The sequence below is a fragment of the Hydrogenobacter hydrogenophilus genome (genome assembly GCF_900215655.1).
GTDB classification, from domain to species: domain Bacteria; phylum Aquificota; class Aquificia; order Aquificales; family Aquificaceae; genus Hydrogenobacter; species Hydrogenobacter hydrogenophilus.
On sequence record NZ_OBEN01000002.1, the window covers coordinates 125,944 to 141,812 of the forward strand.

Sequence of the window (15,869 nt, forward strand, 5' to 3'; positions counted from 1 at the left end):
TAGCATGATGATCATAGCTGGTCCTTGTGTGATAGAAAGTGAAAAGGTAGTTTTTCAGGTTGCTGAAGAGTTAAAACGCCTCTCTGAGATTTACCCTGAGTTTTCTTTTGTCTTTAAGTCTTCTTTTGACAAAGCAAATAGGTCTTCAATAAGGTCATACAGAGGTCCGGGGCTTGAGAAGGGTCTAAAAATACTCCAAAAAGTAAAAGAGGAGCTGGGACTTAGGATCACCACGGATGTACACGAAACTTGGCAGGTGGAACCCGTTGCGCAGATAGTGGATATAATACAGATACCTGCATTCCTAAGCAGGCAGACAGACCTTTTAGTAAAGTCAGCGCAGACGGGGAAGCCTGTGAATGTAAAGAAGGGACAGTTTTTAGCACCTTGGGATGCCAAAAACATCGTGGAAAAGCTCAAACATGCCGGAGCTGTGGATTACTACATAACAGAAAGGGGTACATCCTTTGGCTATAACAATTTGGTAGTGGATTTTAGAGGTTTGGTTATCATGTCGGAATTTACCAAAGTGATCTTTGATGCCACACACAGCGTACAGCTTCCGGGTGGTGCGGGTGATAGGTCCTCAGGTCAAAGGGAGTTTGTACTGCCCTTAATACGCGCAGCTGTTGCGGTAGGTTGTAATGGCATCTTTATGGAGACACACCCAGACCCAGACAATGCTCTCTCCGACGGTCCCAACATGCTACCCCTAAGCTCTCTACAGATGGTGGTCGAGACTGTTCAACGGATACGAAGCGCAGTATCTTCGTAAGCAACAGGATAAACACCGCTAAAACAAGCATCGCAGAATTCATTTGCATCTTTTACACAACCTCTTAAACCTTCTAAGGAAAGGTATTTTAAAGAGTCTGCGCCTATGAACTTTTGTATCTCTTCTTTGGTAAACCTGTTGGCTATGAGTTCTTCTTTCGTAGGTGTATCAATGCCGTAATAACAAGGACCTACTACGGGAGGAGAGGCTATCCTGAGATGCACCTCTTTTGCACCTGCGCGTCTTAACATGCTAACTATCTTCTTTGAAGTCGTGCCTCTCACCAAAGAGTCATCTATGACTACGACCCTTTTGCCTTCAAGCACCGCTCTGTTAGGATTTAGTTTCATGAGAACCTTTATGTCTCTTAGCTCCTGTGTAGGCTCTATAAAGCTTCTTCCCACATAGTGATTTCTTATGATGCCCAACTCAAGGGGGATACCCTTTTGCTGAGAGTAACCTATGGCAGGCACTAAACCAGAATCGGGAACGGGCACTACTATGTCTGCAATTATGTCATCTTCTTTGGCAAGGGCAATACCCATAGCTTTCCTCACTTTGTAGACCCAGTCTCCAAAGAGGTAGCTCTCGGGCTTGGAAAAGTATACAAATTCAAATATGCACATGGCTTTTTTTTCCTGCTGAAAGAGTTGATAACTTCTTATGCCTTTTTTATCCACCACTATCACCTCACCTGGCTTTACCTCTCTCCAAAGCTGAGCTCCCAGTATGTCAAAAGAACAGCTTTCGGATGCAAAAAGCAAGGCGTTTTTTAGCCTGCCCACAAGAAGAGGTCTAAAGCCGAAAGCATCTCTGGCAACCACTAATCTATCTTTGAACATGTATATAACACTGTAGGCACCTTTTACCTTGCTAAGAGCGTAAAAGACCTTGGGCAGTAGCGTAGTGTCCTCTGGATGAAGCCTTATATGCTCAGGTACATACTCCTCCGCATCAAGAAGAGCAAGCAAAAGCTCACTGTCTGAAGTGTGATACAGATTTATGCCTTTTTCTTGAAGCTGAGCCTTTAAGGTATTGTAATTTACCAAGTTTCCATTATGCACCAGTGCCACTGGACCAAGAGAGGTTTTCCTCAAGAGAGGTTGAGCGTTTGCAGACCCAAGGTCTCCCGCTGTGGAGTACCTCACATGAGCTATAGCGATATTTCCATTTAGTGTTTCCATATCCTTAGGACTTATGGATTCCAAAACAAGACCCGTTTTTTTAACCACGTTTATCTTTTCATAATCAGAAACCGCTATACCTACGCTTTCTTGTCCTCTGTGTTGCAAAGCGTATATGCCGTAAAAGGCATACTTTTGTGCCTGCTCCACATTAAAAATTCCAAATATACCGCACATACATAAGAATTTAACGCAAAATGAAAAAAAGCGTATAAAATACTCTTTACATGATAGAGCGCTACACAAGAGAAGAGATAGGAAAAGTATGGTCAGAGGTGAATAAGTTTAAAACATGGCTACAGGTGGAGCTCGCAGTTTGCAGTGCCTGGTCTAAGCTTGGGAAGATACCAAAGGAAGCCTTTGAGGAAATAAAAAAGAAGACTTTTGTAAATGAAGATGTAGTCCAAAAGATAAAAGATTATGAAAGGACTTATAAACACGATGTGCTTGCCTTTATATCCGCCATATCAGAGCAAATACCCTCTTATTCTCACTACTTTCATATGGGTCTTACATCTTCAGATGTGGTAGATACCGCTCTTGCACTGCAGATGAGGGAAGCCTTGCAGATAATCCTTAAAGATGTTGAGCTTGTGCTTGAAGAGTTAAAAAAGCTTTCTTTTGAACACAAGCACACTCTCATGATGGGAAGAACTCACGGTGTGCACGCAGAACCCATAACTCTTGGCATAAAGTTTGCAGTGTGGTATGACGAGATGAAAAGAAACAAAGAGAGGCTCTTGAGAGCATACGAGAGTGTATCTTACGGTAAGCTTTCTGGTGCAGTGGGAACATACTCAAACCTTGATCCAAGGGTAGAACAGATAGCCCTTGAGGAGTTGGGACTAAAAGTAGAGCCTGCAAGCACTCAGATAGTGCATAGAGACAGACATGCAGACCTTATGTATGCAATAGCCTGTTGTGCCACATCCCTTGAGAAGTTTGCCACAGAGATAAGACACTTACAGAGAACCGAGGTTTTGGAGCTTCAAGAGCCCTTCACAGAAGGTCAAAGGGGATCTTCTGCCATGCCTCACAAGAAAAACCCCATACACTCAGAACGCATATGTGGTCTTGCGAGGGTGCTAAGAGCCAACCTTTTGGTGGCTCTTGAGAACATGGTGCTCTGGCACGAAAGGGACATATCCCACTCTTCCGCAGAAAGGATAATAATTCCCGATAGCACCATAGCCCTTGACTACATGCTAAATCTCTTTTTAGAGATACTAAAAGGTCTTGTGATAAACGAAGATAGGATGATGAAAAACATGGAGCTATCTTACGGACTTTATGCATCTTCAAAGGTGTTAGTAATCCTCATGGAAAAAGGAACACCAAGGGATAAAGCTTATGAGATAGTCCAAAGGTGTGCCATGAAAAGCTGGCAGGAAGGCATACCCTTTAAAGAAGCACTACTTCTTGATGAGGAAGCAAGATCCCTTCTTAGTCCGCAGGACATACAGTCAGCGACAGACCCAAGGAGCTTTCTAAGAAACATAGACCACATATACCAAAAGGTGTTTGGTGCTCTATAATACATGTGATGATGACAGAGATATACAAACTTCACGGACTTACTAAAGAAGAATACGAGCGCATACTGGAAAAGCTGGGAAGAGAGCCAAACCACGTGGAGCTTGGGATTTTGGGAGCCATGTGGTCAGAGCACTGCTCCTACAAGTCCTCAAAGGTATTTCTCAAGATGTTTCCTACAAAATCCGAAAGGGTAGTTCAGGGTCCGGGTGAGAACGCAGGCGTAGTAATGCTTGATGAGCATGTGTGGATAGCTTTCAAAGTTGAGAGCCACAACCATCCTTCTTACATAGAGCCTTTTAACGGTGCAGCAACTGGTGTTGGTGGCATCATAAGAGATGTGCTTTCTATGGGTGCAAGGCCCATAGCTCTTGGTAATTCACTGAGGTTTGGTCCCCTTAACGATCCCAAAACGAAGCATTTAGTAAAAGGTGTGGTCAAAGGTATAAGCCATTACGGGAACTCCATAGGTGTACCTAATGTGTGCGGTGAAACCTTTTTTGAAGAGTGCTACATTACTAATCCTCTTGTTAACGCTTTTTGCTTAGGTGTCTTACCAGCAGGTAGAATTTACACCTCAAGAGCAAAAGAGCCGGGTCAGGTGCTTGTGCTTATAGGTTCTTCAACGGGAAGAGATGGCATACACGGCGCGGTGATGGCTTCGGGTGAGTTTTCACAGGACAAAGAATCAAAAAGGTCTCATGTACAGGTAGGTGATCCATACTTTGGTAAAAAGCTCATAGAAGCCATCATGGAGATCATTGAAAAGGACTTAGTGGTAGGATTACAGGACTTGGGAGCAGCGGGACTTGCAGGTGCCAGCTCAGAAGTAGCCAACAAGTCCCGTATGGGTGTAGAGCTCTATCTTGAAAAGGTCCCTCTCAGAGAAGAAGGAATGGAGCCTTACGAGATACTCCTTTCGGAAAGTCAGGAAAGGATGCTCTTGATAACAGACCCAGAAAAGGTGGATGAGATACAAGCGGTGGCAAAAAGCCACCACTTGGAGTGTGCTCTGGTGGGCAAGCTTACCGACGATGGATACTTTAGAGCCTTTTTCAATGGGCAGGTAGTAGCAGAACTTCCCATAAGTCTTATAGTGGAAGAGGCACCAGTTTATGTAAGAGAGAGAAAGGAACCCTCTTACATAGCGGAGATAAGAAACTTCCATCAGGAGCAACTGCCAGAAGTGGATCTCAAAGAAGCGTTATACACTCTTTTATCCTCTCCCAACATATGTGCAAAGGAATGGATTTATAGCCAGTATGACTATCAGGTGGGTACAAACACAGTGTTAAAGCCAGGTGGTGATGCTGCGGTGCTTCGCATAAAATGGCCTATAAGACCCCAGATAAAGAGCGACAAACTCATTGCCATAACCATGGAAGGAAACTCTCGCATGACCTACCTAAACCCTTACGAAGGTGGGAAGTTTGTAGTAGCGGAAGCGTGTAGAAACTTAGCCTGTGTAGGTGCAGTGCCCGTAGGCATAACAGACTGTCTTAATTTTGGCAATCCCGAAAGGCCAGAGATCATGTGGCAGTTGGAACAGGCTATAAAGGGTATGGCAGATGCCTGCCAATATTTTGGTGTCCCAGTGGTGAGTGGTAATGTGTCTCTTTACAACGAGACTGTGGAGCAAAAGACTGCAAGGAACATATACCCAACTCCCGTAGTAGTAGCGGTAGGTGTAGTAGAAAACAGAAAGTTTTTAGACCATAAGTTTAAGGAAGATGGGCATCTCATATTTCTTATCGGAGACCTAAGAAGAGGTTCAAAAATTGACGGAAGTGAGTTTCTCAAGAGAATACACGGTAAAGTTTTAGGGGATGTACCTGAGGTTAATCTTGAAAAGGAAAAAGCCCTCCATGGTTTACTTCTTAGGTTGATAAATGAAGACCTCATACTATCCGCTCATGATGTTTCAACGGGTGGTTTAATGGTGTGCCTGTTGGAATGCCTTTTTGGAACTTCCTTAGGTGCCACCATAAACCTCTATACAGGTGAAAGGCTTGACTTCTTCTTATTTTCTGAAAATCCTACTAGGGTAGTGGTGAGCGTAAAAAAAGAAGATGCAGAAACCTTTAAAGACATCACAGAAGCGGAAGGTATAGATTGGGTACTCTTAGGTAGGACAACAGATGACGGGATATTAAGGATAGAGCTTTACGACGAACCGGTAATGGAGGAAAAGTTAGAACCCTTGGAGGAACTATGGAAAAACACCTTAGAAAAAGCCTTGTCGCATACTTTATAACCTTTTTTTTCATCTTAGCAAGCGATTTGGTAACTAAGAAGCTGGCTGAGCACTACCTTTATAACAGAGAGGTAAGTTTACTGCCCTTTTTACACTTAGTGCTTGTTTACAATAAAGGAGTAGCTTTTGGTATCCTCTCAAATGCACCAGATATCATTAGGCTGCCCCTTGTGCTTTTAAGTCCGTTGGTAGCACTTGTTCTTACATTTTTGTATGCCATTAAACGCAAAGATACAACAACCGCTCTCCTTATGGGTATGGTGGCTGGTGGTGCTATAGGAAATTTCCATGATAGACTTTTTTTAGGTTATGTAAGGGATTTTATATACATATCATACGGTAAGTTCTCTTGGCCTGCTTTTAACCTTGCGGACATGGGCATAAGTGTAGCCATATTACTTTTGCTTACATTGTCTTTTAGTCCTTCTAATAGCCACTGCAAAAACTAAAATGGGCGATGGAGGATTCGAACCTCCGACCTCCATCGTGTGAGGATGGCGCTCTACCTCTGAGCTAATCGCCCTCTTGGATAAATATTATAATGGTTCTTTATGCAAATACACATCATGGGTTCTGACCAAAGGATAGTCAGGTGTGCCAGAGTGTCCTTTGGTAAAGATGATAAGGTGGACATTGAAAGGGACAAAAAGCTTATAAAGTATCTCTTTGATCACCGACATGCCAGTCCCTTTGAGCATGTAATAATTGCCTTTGAAGGGGACAAGGAAGTTTGGATTTCTCTTCTTCAAAAGGTGCAGAGTCCCGTCTTCCAAGTTTATTGGGCAGGAGGTTATGTGTGGTTAAACTTGAGGAACTTTATAAACGCACTTGAACACATGCCACAAGATGTCAAGCAAGAGGTGAAGAACAAATTACCAACCGCTTACGCTGTTATTCACGGAGAAGATGCGAAGGATTATTCCACAGACAGCTTCTATGTTTCCCAGAGGATAGAGACATCTTCAGGATGGATAGGGCTTGTGGATAAGCTTGAACTTGGTACAATTATGGATTATTACACCTTTGTTGTAGAATGCCCTCTCTTTGTTGCAAGACAGTGGCACAGACACAGGTTTGGATCTTTTAACGAGGTGAGTAGGAGGTACGTGAGCTACGAACCTTCTTTTTACATACCTTCTTATTTGCGTAAACAATCTGATAAAAACAAACAGGCATCAACAGACGAAAAGATAGATGAACCTTGGAACTCCCTATTTATGAAGAAGATAAAATGGTATATAGAGGACTTACGCACCCTTTACGAAAACATGATAGAAAAGGGAGTTGCCAAAGAGCTTGCCAGAGGCATACTTCCACAGTTTATGCACACAAGGTTTTACTGGACAGTTCCGAGAATCTCTTTAGACAACTTTATACGCCTGAGGACCCACGAAGGAGCGCAGAAAGAAATAAGAGAGTTCGCTGAGGCTATAGTAAGTATGGTAGGCTATAAAAATAGCGCTACTTTCAGGTTATGATGCATTTTGCGTGCTCAAGAAAGTCTTTGAACTTTATGTTTCCCTCTCTTACTAACCTTAAACCCTTCTTTCCAATAAGCCTGACTATGGTTGATGGTTCTCCTTTTATGTATCCAGCATCCACATAAAGGTCTATCTTATCGCCAAAGTATTCTTGTGCTATACTTACATCAACGGCCGGATCCTTCCCTTCTGGGTTAGCGCTGGGTGCTACAAGAGGTGCGTTTAGCTCTTGCATAAGCTTCATAACAAAACTGTCCTCTTTTGGCAGTCTTATGGCTATGCTCTTCTTTCCCCTTGTGAGATATAAGGGAATAGAGTTTTTTTTGTAAAAGATCACGGTAGCGTGCGTATCAAGAAGGTCCCAGAGTTCTTCGTCTGCATACAGATCAAAAAATCTAAGCCATTCTTTGTCAGGAATGAGCACTATAAAGGGCCTTCCTGAAGGTCTTCTTATGGAGTAGAGTCTTTCTACCGCTTGTTCATTTGTAGCATCAGCTACAAGCCCATATATAGTGTCTGTAGGACAGAAAACTATCCCACCTTCTTTTAACACTTTGACCGCTTCTTTTAGCCCCGCTTGGTTAGCTTCTACCACCCTCATAGTTCTATAATTTTTATGATCTTATCCAAATCGGGTGGAAGAGTTATAGGCTCTTCGCACACACTCATAGCTGTATTTGGGTCTTTAAGGCCATTTCCCGTTAATGTGCATACTACTGTCTCACCACCTTTAAAAAAGCCTTCCCTTGTGAGTTTTATAAGTCCAGCTATGCACGCTGCAGAGGCTGGCTCGCAGAATATACCTTCCCTTGAAGCTACAAGCTTATAAGCGTTTAGTATTTCTTCATCGCTGACTGCATCTATTCTTCCACCAGACTCACTGGAAGCTTCAAGAGCCTGTTGCCAACTGTATGGGTTTCCTATCTTTATAGCGGTAGCAATAGTTTGAGGGTTTTTTATCACATAACCCTTTACTATGGGAGCTGCTCCTTCTGCTTGCCATCCCATCATTTTTGGGAGCTTTTTGATCTTACCATGCTTAAAATACTCCTTGTAGCCTTTCCAGTATGCGGTTATGTTCCCTGCATTTCCAACGGGTATAAAGTGGTAATCAGGAGCTTCTCCCAAAGCATCGCACACTTCAAAAGAGGCGGTTTTTTGCCCCTCTATACGGAAAGGATTTACCGAATTGACAATTTCAACAGGTAGAAGTTCTCCTATCTTCCTAACCATGTATAAGGCATCATCAAAATTCCCTTGTAGAGCTATCACTTTGGCACCATAGATGACTGCTTGAGAGAGCTTACCCAAGGCTACAGCACCCTTTGGAAGAATAACATAGGCTCTTAGCCCAGCCTTTGCAGCGTAAGCAGCAGCGGAAGCAGAGGTGTTTCCTGTAGATGCACATATGACTGCTTTTTTGCCACTCTCTACAGCTTTAGATATGGCTAAGGTCATACCTCTGTCCTTAAAAGATCCCGTTGGATTTAGTCCTTCGTACTTTAGAAATATATCACCTTTAAAACCTATAGCTTTTGCAAGATTTTCTGCGTGTATAAGTGGTGTATTGCCTTCACATAGAGTTATTACAGGTGTGTTTTCGGAAACTGGTAAAAACTCTCTGTATTCGTGTATCACACCGCGCCAGTAGTTCATAACTTACTGCTCTTTCTTTTGCGATTCTTGGCCCTCCTTGGATTTTTCCAATTCTTTCTTGGCACCTTCTATAGCACCCGATGCTGCAGCTGAAGCAACCCTTATGATCCTGTTAGCAACGTCCAAAAGTGAAGTGGCTATTTCTCTTGCCTTTTCGATAGGTACCTGCACTATAGGTTTTTCCTCAATGCCTATTTTCTCTTTGAGAGCTTTGAGTTCCTTTTCCAGCCTCTCAATCTCTTCCCTTAGACTTATCTCTTCTTTCTTCTCTTCTTGCATATTTTTTTCCTCCTTGCTTATATTTTATCACATAGATGGAAGAGTTTTCTGCAGGTGGTGTTCTCTTAAAAGGGAATCAGGTGCTCCTTATAAAAAGTCCTTCTGGAGTTTGGACTTTTCCAAAAGGTATGGTAGAGGAAGGAGAAGACCCAAAGGATACCGCTATCAGAGAAGTACAGGAAGAAACCGCAGTAAAAGGTGAGGTGCTTCAAAAAATAGGTGAGATTGAGTACTTTTATACCAAAAATGGCAAAAGGGTCAAAAAGAAGGTAGTTTACTTTTTGATGAAATACAAGGAAGGAGAACCAAAGGCATCTTGGGAAGTTCAAGATGCAAGGTTCTTTCCTATTGAGGAGGCACAAAAGCTTCTGAAATACAAAGGGGACAAAGAGATATTCAAAAAGGCTTTGCAATTAGCTCCACTCTTTTCCAAAGACCTCTAAAGGTATGTTGGGTTCTGGATTTATATCAAGAGGTGCGGTGATACCTCTTTTAAACCTTTGCATGCCTGCATACGCTATCATACAGGCATTGTCTGTAGAAAACTTAGGATGAGGAAGGTAAACTTCATAGCCAAGGGCTTCAAGTTTGCTAAACCTTTTCCTAAGCTCTGAGTTAGCAGATACTCCACCTACCACAACTACGCGCTTTACACCCGTCATCTCTACACTTTTCATAACCTTCATTTCCAAGATGTCAATTACCGCCTGTTGGAAAGAGCAAGCAAGGTCCTCTGGTACATATTTACCATTCTCCACTATCTGTCTAACTGCTGTCTTTAGACCGCTGAAGGACATATTGAGGTCTGAGCTCTTTATCATAGGTCTGGGTAGCGCATAAGTGGGTTTTCCTTTTTGTGCAAGCTTATCTATGATGGGTCCTCCTGGGTAGCCAAGCCCCATGAGCTTTGCCACCTTGTCATAGCTTTCTCCTACCGCATCATCAAGAGTTCCACCTAAGAAAGTATACCTGCCAAAGTCTTCAACAAGGTAAATGTCCGTGTGTCCACCAGACACCACAAGAGAGATAAAAGGGTATTCCACAGGTCTTTCTAAGAAGACTGAGTATATGTGTCCTTCAAGATGATGCACTGGCACTATAGGTTTTCCCAGAGCATAAGCCAGAGATTTGGCAAAAGCAACACCTACTACCAAAGAGAGAATAAGCCCAGGAGTGAGCGTAAAAGATATAAAGTCTATTTGGGATATGTCCACATGGGTGCTTTTCAAAAGTTTATCAAACAGAGGGAGTATGTTTCTTGTATGCTCTCTTGCCGAAAGCTCAGGTACCACACCCCCAAAGTCTGAATGTACAGTTTGAGATAGCAGTATATCACCTATTATACCTTTTTCTGAGGAGAGGAAGGCAAGCGCTGTCTCGTCGCATGAAGTTTCTATGGCAAGGGTTATCATGCAGCCTTCTTTATAGCTTGCCCTTTGTGTATTATCTCAATAGCTTTCCTTAGCTGAGGATCTAACTCAGGCAGAAGTATGAGCTTTTGGTGATCTCCTTGCATCCTCTTTTGTCTTATGGTTTCTTGGAGCTTTTCTTCCTCCTTTTCGTCCATACTCACTTGCACATCTGGTGTTATTCCCTTTTTGTGTATGAGTCTTCCAAAAGGTGTGTAGTAGTATGCTACAGTAAGCTTTATGGCAGAACCATCTTCAAGAGGCATAATGTTCTGTACAGATGCCTTACCGTAGCTTTTCTCTCCTACTATTACAGCTCTCTTATAGTCCTGAAGAGCACCCGTGACTATCTCGGACGCGCTGGCAGAACCCTTGTTTATCAAAACTACCAGAGGCATGTCTTCAGGCACAATGGGTTTTCTCTTGGAGAAGTATTTGTTTATTTCGCCATCCCTTGACTTGGTGTATACTATGAGCTTACCTTCAGGGATGAAAAGTTCTGCAACGTTTACCGCCTCCGTTAAAAGTCCTCCAGGGTCGTTCCTTAGGTCAAGGATAAGTCCTTTTATGTTCTGAGAAAGAAGACTCTTTATGGCTTTTTCCATCTGATCGCCTGCACCGTCATTGAACTGCACGAGTCTTATATAACCTACATCATCTATCTTTGTCCACCTGACGCTCTCTATTTTTATGAGACTTCTTTCAAGCTCAAACTTGAGAGGTTTATCACTACCCTTCCTTATTATGGTCAAGTTCACCTTTGTGCCAGGCTTTCCCCTTATCTTTTGCACCACATCTGTTAGCATCATGTTGGATGTGTCCTCTCCGTTTATCTCAATTATTATGTCTCCAGGCTTTATGCCTGCTTTGTAGGCAGGTGTTCCTTCTATGGGTGATACTACAACAGGTCTTCCTTTCTCCATACTTATCTCTATACCTACACCACCAAACTCACCTTCCGTTTCTTCTTTGAACTCTCTGTATTGTTCAGGTGTAAAAAAGGCAGAAAAAGGGTCTAAGGACTTCATCATACCACTGAGCGCACCATAAATTAGGTCTTTTGTGCTCACATTCTCCACATAATTTTCTTTCACAACTTTAAACACATCTGTGAAAAGCCTGAAGTATTTGTAATCATCTTCACCACCCCTGTCTTTGGGAGCGCCACCCGCTATACCAAGCAAAAAACCCACACTAAAAGTGATAAACAGTAAGCCTAAAAATTTAGCTCTCTTCATCTTCCATCTCCTCTCTCTATAAAAATATCCCTCACATCTCTTATGTAAAAGTTTGCTCTGCCAAGTTCTGATATGGATGTGCAGTATGTCCCTAAGTCCAACCTTATGTGTTTCTTTAAGCCTCCTCTGAGTTCCACATCCACTTCAAGGCCATCTTCTTTCTGAGAAAGCACTCTTATGTGTCTAACATCCTCAAAAGGTACTGCATATTCAACACCTCCTTCCTTGACCTTCAGGTAGGTTCTTCCATTACAGCTTATACCTTTAAGTTGGTGAGTGATCCCTTCTCTGTCCACCACCTTTACGGATAACTGCGTATTTACCTTAACAGGTTCTGCCATAGACAGGAGAAATACGGAAGAGAGGATGATCCCTTTCTTCATAGATTAAATTATACCCTCTTCCTCATCCTTTAGCAGTTTGTATATCAAGCTGTCTGTTAGGGCTATCCAAGAAGCCTCTATTATGTTTTCAGAAACACCCACCGTGCCCCACTTCCTTCTTCCGTCTGTAGATTCTATAAGCACCCTTACCTTGGCGGATGTGCCTTCCGACTCATTAACTATCCTCACTTTGTAGTCTATGAGCTGTACATCTCTGAGATTGGGATAGAACTCCTCCAAGGCTTTTCTCAAAGATCTGTCTAACGCGCTTACAGGTCCATTGCCGAGCGCTGCAGTGTGTTGCTTTATATCCCCTACATAGAGCCTTACGGTAGCTTCAGATACAGGTGATACATCCGTACTTCTTCTTGCTATAAGCACGCGATAGGCATCAAGATCAAAGTAGTTTTTAACAAGTCCAAAGTGCCTTTTGCACAAAAGCTCAAAAGATGCCTCTGCTGCCTCAAAGTGATAGCCTTCTTTCTCCAGCTCCTTTATCTTTTCAACAAGCTTGACGAGTTCTGGAGACCTCTCATCTACCTGAATACCCATCTCTTTAAGCTTGTATAGTATGTTGCTCCTGCCAGAAAGGTCCGATACAGTCACCTTTCTTCTGTTGCCTACCAGAGATGGGTCTACATGTTCGTAAGTTTCTGACCTTTTCATCACAGCGGAAGCATGAACACCCGCCTTGTGAGTAAAGGCGCTTTCTCCTACATAAGGCATGTTTTTGGGAAGAGGTATGTTGGAAACTTCTGATACAAAGTGAGCAAGTTCTGTAAGTTTTTTAAGATTCTCTGGAGGTATAACCTCAAAACCGAGCTTTAGTTGAAGGTTTGGTATGATGGAACATAGATTAGCATTTCCTGTTCTTTCTCCTATACCGTTTATAGTGCCGTGCACCTGCCTTGCTCCTGCCAATACAGCCATCAAAGAGTTGGCAACAGCTGTGTCTGAATCATTATGAGCGTGTATACCAATGCGTGCCTGGGGGAAAGATTCCTTAACCGCCTTGGTTATCTCGTAAACTTCATTAGGTAGGCATCCTCCGTTTGTATCACACAAAACTATCCAATCCGCACCACCCTCAAGAGCAGACCTAAGCACTGATAGAGCATACTCTGGATTATTTTTGTACCCATCAAAGAAGTGTTCTGCGTCAAAGATCACTTCCTCTACGTGCTCTTTTAGGTATCTTACCGTTTCGTAAACCATATCAAGATTCTCCTCAAGGCTCGTTCCCATAGCTTGAATAACATGAAAGTCCCAGCTTTTACCAAACACGGTTATCACACGTGCACCAGACCTTAGAAGGTTCTCTATCTGTTGATCTTGGTGAACCTTTTTACCTGCCTTTCTGGTAGAACCAAAAGCGACGACTTTCAAGTTCTGAGTCTTTATCTTTTTGAGCCTTTCAAAAAGTATGGTGTCTTTGGGGTTAGCTCCTGGCCATCCACACTCCGCGTAATGCACTCCAAACTCATCAAGTTTTTCAAGTATGCGAAGCTTATCTTCTACAGAAAAATTTATACCCTCAGCTTGCGAGCCATCCCTTAAGGTGGTATCGTAAATAAGCACCTTATCCATAGAAGTTTAAATATAATATACATTTCTTTACTTTCACATTGGAGATATTTAAGATTCGGTAATTTGCCAAAAGGTTGGGAGTTTGTTATTAAAAGTTTAAGAAAAAAAGAAATTCTAACCGCAAGAAACATTTTAAATTATGAGATAGCACTCGATTTCGTATAATACAATCTATGAAGAGAGTGCTCATAACGGGTGTAAGAAGGATAGGTTTTCACATTGCCAAGAAACTCATAAACAATGGGTACAAAATAGCCTTCGTTTACCGTACACACACTCAAACGGTAGAGGAGCTTCTAAAGGAGGATACCCTTGGCATTCAAGCAGACCTGTCAGACCCTAACAGCTATCTGAAAGTAGTAGAGAAGGCTGTGAATTACTTAAATGGAATAGACGCTTTTATACACAGCGCAAGTCCATATTTTTCTACGCCCATTGAGTCTTTGAAAAGGGATGACCTGTATGCACACTTTGTCCCAAATACAGAAGCTTTTCTGTTTCTGAGTAAACTTCTTTACCCATACATGCTTCATAATTCTGGTGATACTAAAGGCAGGATAGTAGCATTTGGGGACTGGGCTACTAATACCACGCCTTACAAAAACTACTCTGCGTATTTTATCTCAAAAGGAGCTCTTCACACTGCGGTAAAGGTGTTAGCAAAGGAGTTTGCGCCTCATGTACTTGTTAATGCCATAGCTCTTGGACCTACTCTAAAACCAGAGGACTTTTCGGAGGAGAAGTGGAAGGAATACATAAACAAGACGCCACTAAAAAGGCAGGTTTCTATAGAAGATGTAATGGCACTCACTGAGTTTTTGCTGGAAGCCCAAAGTATAACAGGAGAGATCATAAATTTGGACAGTGGGAGGCACATATCCGGTGAGTGTTAGAATAGCGGTACTTTTTAGCGGTGGAGTAGAAAGCACTACCCTACTTTACATGTACCTCCAAAAGGGGTATTTGGTTTATCCCGTCTACGTAAAAACCGGAGAAAAGTGGGAGAGCCTTGAACTTGAAAACGCAATAAATCTCTGGAGATACACCAAGAGAAATTATCCAAACCTTATGGCATTAAGAGTTCTAAAGGTGCAAGGACTAGCATCTCCAAGAAAAACTTTAAAAACTATACAGGACATTTTCATACCCCTGAGGAACATGACCCTTATAACTACATGTGCTCTTTACGCTTTTTCTAAAGACATAAACAGGTTAGCTATAGGCAGTCTTGGGCTTTATGCTTTTCCGGATAACACAGCAGAGTATCTGAAAGAATTGGAAAAACTCATAGCTAAGGGTTTGGGCAAAGAGTTTTTTATAGAAACACCTCTGTTTGGACTTGAAAAGGCTCAAGTAGTAAAGATGGGACTCAGCGTAGTACCTTATCACCTTACCCTCTCGTGTGCCAATCCCAGAAAGATAAAAGGGAAAATAGTTCCGTGTGGAAAGTGTATAAAGTGCAAAGAAAGACAAGAGGCTTTAGCTGTAGGCTAAGATTTTACATAAAGGGGTTCCAAAAGGAAAAGGTCATCACCTTTGTATCCAGAGCTTAGCTTTTCGTAAGCGTATATACCGCCGTAAGCGGAGAAGGGGAAAAACTCAAGAACCACATTGCTACCCTCTATGGCATGATCTTTCAAGCTTATTACATAACCTTGTGAAGGGCACTCCTTAGCTGTCTTTATTTCCGATATTTTGTCTTCCTCTACTATCCTGTAGAATATGGTGTGGCTCACCTTTAAACAAGGTATTTTGGGAAAGTTTGTATGTGTGTGCTTTGCCATCAATTCAAGGTTCTCATATCCCACTACTGGCTTATTAAAAAGGTAAGCCCAACCTTTTATAAAGGTTATGCCAATTCTCACTGAGGTAAGATACCCTACACCTACAGAAACGGCAAAGGCATCGTAATCCTGAGGTCTTATTTTGTAATCTGCCAACACCTTGGGTAAGTTCTCAAGAGTCTTCTTTGAGTTGTCCATATAGCACAAAAAGATCACCTTCCCTTCATCAATCACCGAAAAGTTTAAGAAGGAAAAGGAAGTATCAAGGGAAAGGATCCTCATTACGCTACACTATTATAACTGTGG

General features: G+C 42.4%; 17 protein-coding genes and 1 tRNA gene. 8 read left to right on the forward strand and 10 right to left on the reverse strand.

Going from position 1 to position 15,869, the window contains the following annotated elements; all coding sequences use genetic code 11:
• The first annotated feature begins 4 nt into the window (after positions 1-4).
• Positions 5-775 (forward strand): 3-deoxy-8-phosphooctulonate synthase, encoded by a 771-nt coding sequence (kdsA, locus tag CP948_RS03375; protein ID WP_096601102.1) that lies wholly within the window; start codon positions 5-7, stop codon positions 773-775.
• Here the strand turns inward: kdsA and purF are convergent.
• Positions 745-2,136, reverse strand: coding sequence for an amidophosphoribosyltransferase (purF, locus tag CP948_RS03380; RefSeq protein ID WP_096601104.1), 1,392 nt, complete (start codon positions 2,134-2,136; stop codon positions 745-747). The genes kdsA and purF overlap by 31 nt on opposite strands.
• 50 nt (positions 2,137-2,186) lie before the next feature.
• On the opposite strand from purF, the gene purB reads away from it, so the two are divergent.
• Genes purB through lspA form a run of 3 tightly spaced genes read left to right on the forward strand, consistent with a single transcriptional unit; the run spans position 2,187 to position 6,195 of the window.
• Positions 2,187-3,494 (forward strand): adenylosuccinate lyase, encoded by a 1,308-nt coding sequence (purB, locus tag CP948_RS03385; RefSeq protein WP_096601106.1) that lies wholly within the window; start codon positions 2,187-2,189, stop codon positions 3,492-3,494.
• 11 nt (positions 3,495-3,505) lie between these two features.
• The gene (gene purL / locus CP948_RS03390; protein WP_096601108.1) at positions 3,506-5,746 is read left to right on the forward strand and encodes a phosphoribosylformylglycinamidine synthase subunit PurL; all 2,241 of its coding nucleotides are present in this window, start codon (positions 3,506-3,508) and stop codon (positions 5,744-5,746) included.
• Positions 5,704-6,195 carry a signal peptidase II gene (lspA, locus tag CP948_RS03395; protein WP_096601110.1) on the forward strand — a complete coding sequence of 164 codons (492 nt, stop codon included), beginning with the start codon at positions 5,704-5,706 and terminating at the stop codon, positions 6,193-6,195. Before purL ends, lspA begins: the two co-directional genes overlap by 43 nt.
• Positions 6,196-6,197: 2 nt before the next feature.
• Here the strand turns inward: lspA and CP948_RS03400 are convergent.
• A tRNA-Val gene (locus CP948_RS03400) sits at positions 6,198-6,269 on the reverse strand.
• Positions 6,270-6,297: 28 nt separating this feature from the next.
• Here CP948_RS03400 and thyX point away from each other — a divergent pair.
• Entirely contained in the window at positions 6,298-7,224 is a 927-nt protein-coding gene (thyX, locus tag CP948_RS03405; protein ID WP_096601112.1) for an FAD-dependent thymidylate synthase, read from the forward strand.
• On the opposite strand, the gene CP948_RS03410 is transcribed toward thyX, so the two are convergent.
• From CP948_RS03410 to CP948_RS03420, 3 genes are read right to left on the reverse strand one after another with little or no spacing between them, the layout of a single operon-like run.
• Positions 7,214-7,828, reverse strand: coding sequence for an L-threonylcarbamoyladenylate synthase (locus CP948_RS03410; protein WP_096601114.1), 615 nt, complete (start codon positions 7,826-7,828; stop codon positions 7,214-7,216). The genes thyX and CP948_RS03410 overlap by 11 nt on opposite strands.
• Positions 7,825-8,883, reverse strand: coding sequence for a threonine synthase (gene thrC, locus CP948_RS03415; RefSeq protein WP_096601116.1), 1,059 nt, complete (start codon positions 8,881-8,883; stop codon positions 7,825-7,827). Before thrC ends, CP948_RS03410 begins: the two co-directional genes overlap by 4 nt.
• A gap of 3 nt (positions 8,884-8,886) precedes the next feature.
• Complete coding sequence (locus tag CP948_RS03420; RefSeq protein ID WP_096601118.1) at positions 8,887-9,162, reverse strand: hypothetical protein; 276 nt, start codon at positions 9,160-9,162, stop codon at positions 8,887-8,889.
• 35 nt (positions 9,163-9,197) lie between these two features.
• Between CP948_RS03420 and CP948_RS03425 the strand changes: the two genes are divergently transcribed.
• Positions 9,198-9,605, forward strand: coding sequence for an NUDIX hydrolase (locus tag CP948_RS03425; RefSeq protein ID WP_096601120.1), 408 nt, complete (start codon positions 9,198-9,200; stop codon positions 9,603-9,605).
• Here CP948_RS03425 and tsaD read toward each other — a convergent pair.
• Genes tsaD through cimA form a run of 4 tightly spaced genes read right to left on the reverse strand, consistent with a single transcriptional unit; the run spans position 9,576 to position 13,779 of the window.
• A complete protein-coding gene (gene tsaD / locus CP948_RS03430) occupies positions 9,576-10,574 on the reverse strand; it encodes a tRNA (adenosine(37)-N6)-threonylcarbamoyltransferase complex transferase subunit TsaD (protein ID WP_096601122.1) in 999 nt (332 codons plus the stop codon). The two genes, CP948_RS03425 and tsaD, sit on opposite strands and share 30 nt — an antisense overlap.
• Positions 10,571-11,809 carry a S41 family peptidase gene (locus CP948_RS03435; RefSeq protein ID WP_096601124.1) on the reverse strand — a complete coding sequence of 413 codons (1,239 nt, stop codon included), beginning with the start codon at positions 11,807-11,809 and terminating at the stop codon, positions 10,571-10,573. Before CP948_RS03435 ends, tsaD begins: the two co-directional genes overlap by 4 nt.
• Complete coding sequence (locus tag CP948_RS03440; protein WP_096601126.1) at positions 11,806-12,192, reverse strand: hypothetical protein; 387 nt, start codon at positions 12,190-12,192, stop codon at positions 11,806-11,808. The genes CP948_RS03435 and CP948_RS03440 overlap by 4 nt, the downstream gene beginning before the upstream one ends.
• Before the next feature lie 3 nt (positions 12,193-12,195).
• A complete protein-coding gene (gene cimA, locus CP948_RS03445; protein WP_096601128.1) occupies positions 12,196-13,779 on the reverse strand; it encodes a citramalate synthase in 1,584 nt (527 codons plus the stop codon).
• A gap of 173 nt (positions 13,780-13,952) precedes the next feature.
• Here cimA and CP948_RS03450 point away from each other — a divergent pair, with 173 nt between their 5' ends.
• On the forward strand, positions 13,953-14,672 hold the full coding sequence (locus tag CP948_RS03450; protein ID WP_096601130.1) for an SDR family oxidoreductase: 720 nt from the start codon (positions 13,953-13,955) through the stop codon (positions 14,670-14,672).
• Complete coding sequence (locus CP948_RS03455; protein ID WP_245810070.1) at positions 14,662-15,273, forward strand: 7-cyano-7-deazaguanine synthase; 612 nt, start codon at positions 14,662-14,664, stop codon at positions 15,271-15,273. The genes CP948_RS03450 and CP948_RS03455 overlap by 11 nt, the downstream gene beginning before the upstream one ends.
• Here the strand turns inward: CP948_RS03455 and CP948_RS03460 are convergent.
• The gene (locus CP948_RS03460) at positions 15,270-15,845 is read right to left on the reverse strand and encodes a tRNA threonylcarbamoyladenosine biosynthesis protein TsaB (protein WP_096601132.1); all 576 of its coding nucleotides are present in this window, start codon (positions 15,843-15,845) and stop codon (positions 15,270-15,272) included. The two genes, CP948_RS03455 and CP948_RS03460, sit on opposite strands and share 4 nt — an antisense overlap.
• Positions 15,846-15,869: the final 24 nt, after the last annotated feature.

What these genes read in the sequence shown, in the direction of transcription:
- kdsA (WP_096601102.1), top strand. Translation starts at nt 5, where the DNA reads ATGATGATCATAGCTGGTCCTTGTGTGATAGAAAGTGAAAAGGTAGTT.
- purF (WP_096601104.1), bottom strand. Translation starts at nt 2,136, where the DNA reads ATGTGCGGTATATTTGGAATTTTTAATGTGGAGCAGGCACAAAAGTAT.
- purB (WP_096601106.1), top strand. Translation starts at nt 2,187, where the DNA reads ATGATAGAGCGCTACACAAGAGAAGAGATAGGAAAAGTATGGTCAGAG.
- purL (WP_096601108.1), top strand. Translation starts at nt 3,506, where the DNA reads ATGACAGAGATATACAAACTTCACGGACTTACTAAAGAAGAATACGAG.
- lspA (WP_096601110.1), top strand. Translation starts at nt 5,704, where the DNA reads ATGGAAAAACACCTTAGAAAAAGCCTTGTCGCATACTTTATAACCTTT.
- thyX (WP_096601112.1), top strand. Translation starts at nt 6,298, where the DNA reads ATGCAAATACACATCATGGGTTCTGACCAAAGGATAGTCAGGTGTGCC.
- CP948_RS03410 (WP_096601114.1), bottom strand. Translation starts at nt 7,828, where the DNA reads ATGAGGGTGGTAGAAGCTAACCAAGCGGGGCTAAAAGAAGCGGTCAAA.
- thrC (WP_096601116.1), bottom strand. Translation starts at nt 8,883, where the DNA reads ATGAACTACTGGCGCGGTGTGATACACGAATACAGAGAGTTTTTACCA.
- CP948_RS03420 (WP_096601118.1), bottom strand. Translation starts at nt 9,162, where the DNA reads ATGCAAGAAGAGAAGAAAGAAGAGATAAGTCTAAGGGAAGAGATTGAG.
- CP948_RS03425 (WP_096601120.1), top strand. Translation starts at nt 9,198, where the DNA reads ATGGAAGAGTTTTCTGCAGGTGGTGTTCTCTTAAAAGGGAATCAGGTG.
- tsaD (WP_096601122.1), bottom strand. Translation starts at nt 10,574, where the DNA reads ATGATAACCCTTGCCATAGAAACTTCATGCGACGAGACAGCGCTTGCC.
- CP948_RS03435 (WP_096601124.1), bottom strand. Translation starts at nt 11,809, where the DNA reads ATGAAGAGAGCTAAATTTTTAGGCTTACTGTTTATCACTTTTAGTGTG.
- CP948_RS03440 (WP_096601126.1), bottom strand. Translation starts at nt 12,192, where the DNA reads ATGAAGAAAGGGATCATCCTCTCTTCCGTATTTCTCCTGTCTATGGCA.
- cimA (WP_096601128.1), bottom strand. Translation starts at nt 13,779, where the DNA reads ATGGATAAGGTGCTTATTTACGATACCACCTTAAGGGATGGCTCGCAA.
- CP948_RS03450 (WP_096601130.1), top strand. Translation starts at nt 13,953, where the DNA reads ATGAAGAGAGTGCTCATAACGGGTGTAAGAAGGATAGGTTTTCACATT.
- CP948_RS03460 (WP_096601132.1), bottom strand. Translation starts at nt 15,845, where the DNA reads ATGAGGATCCTTTCCCTTGATACTTCCTTTTCCTTCTTAAACTTTTCG.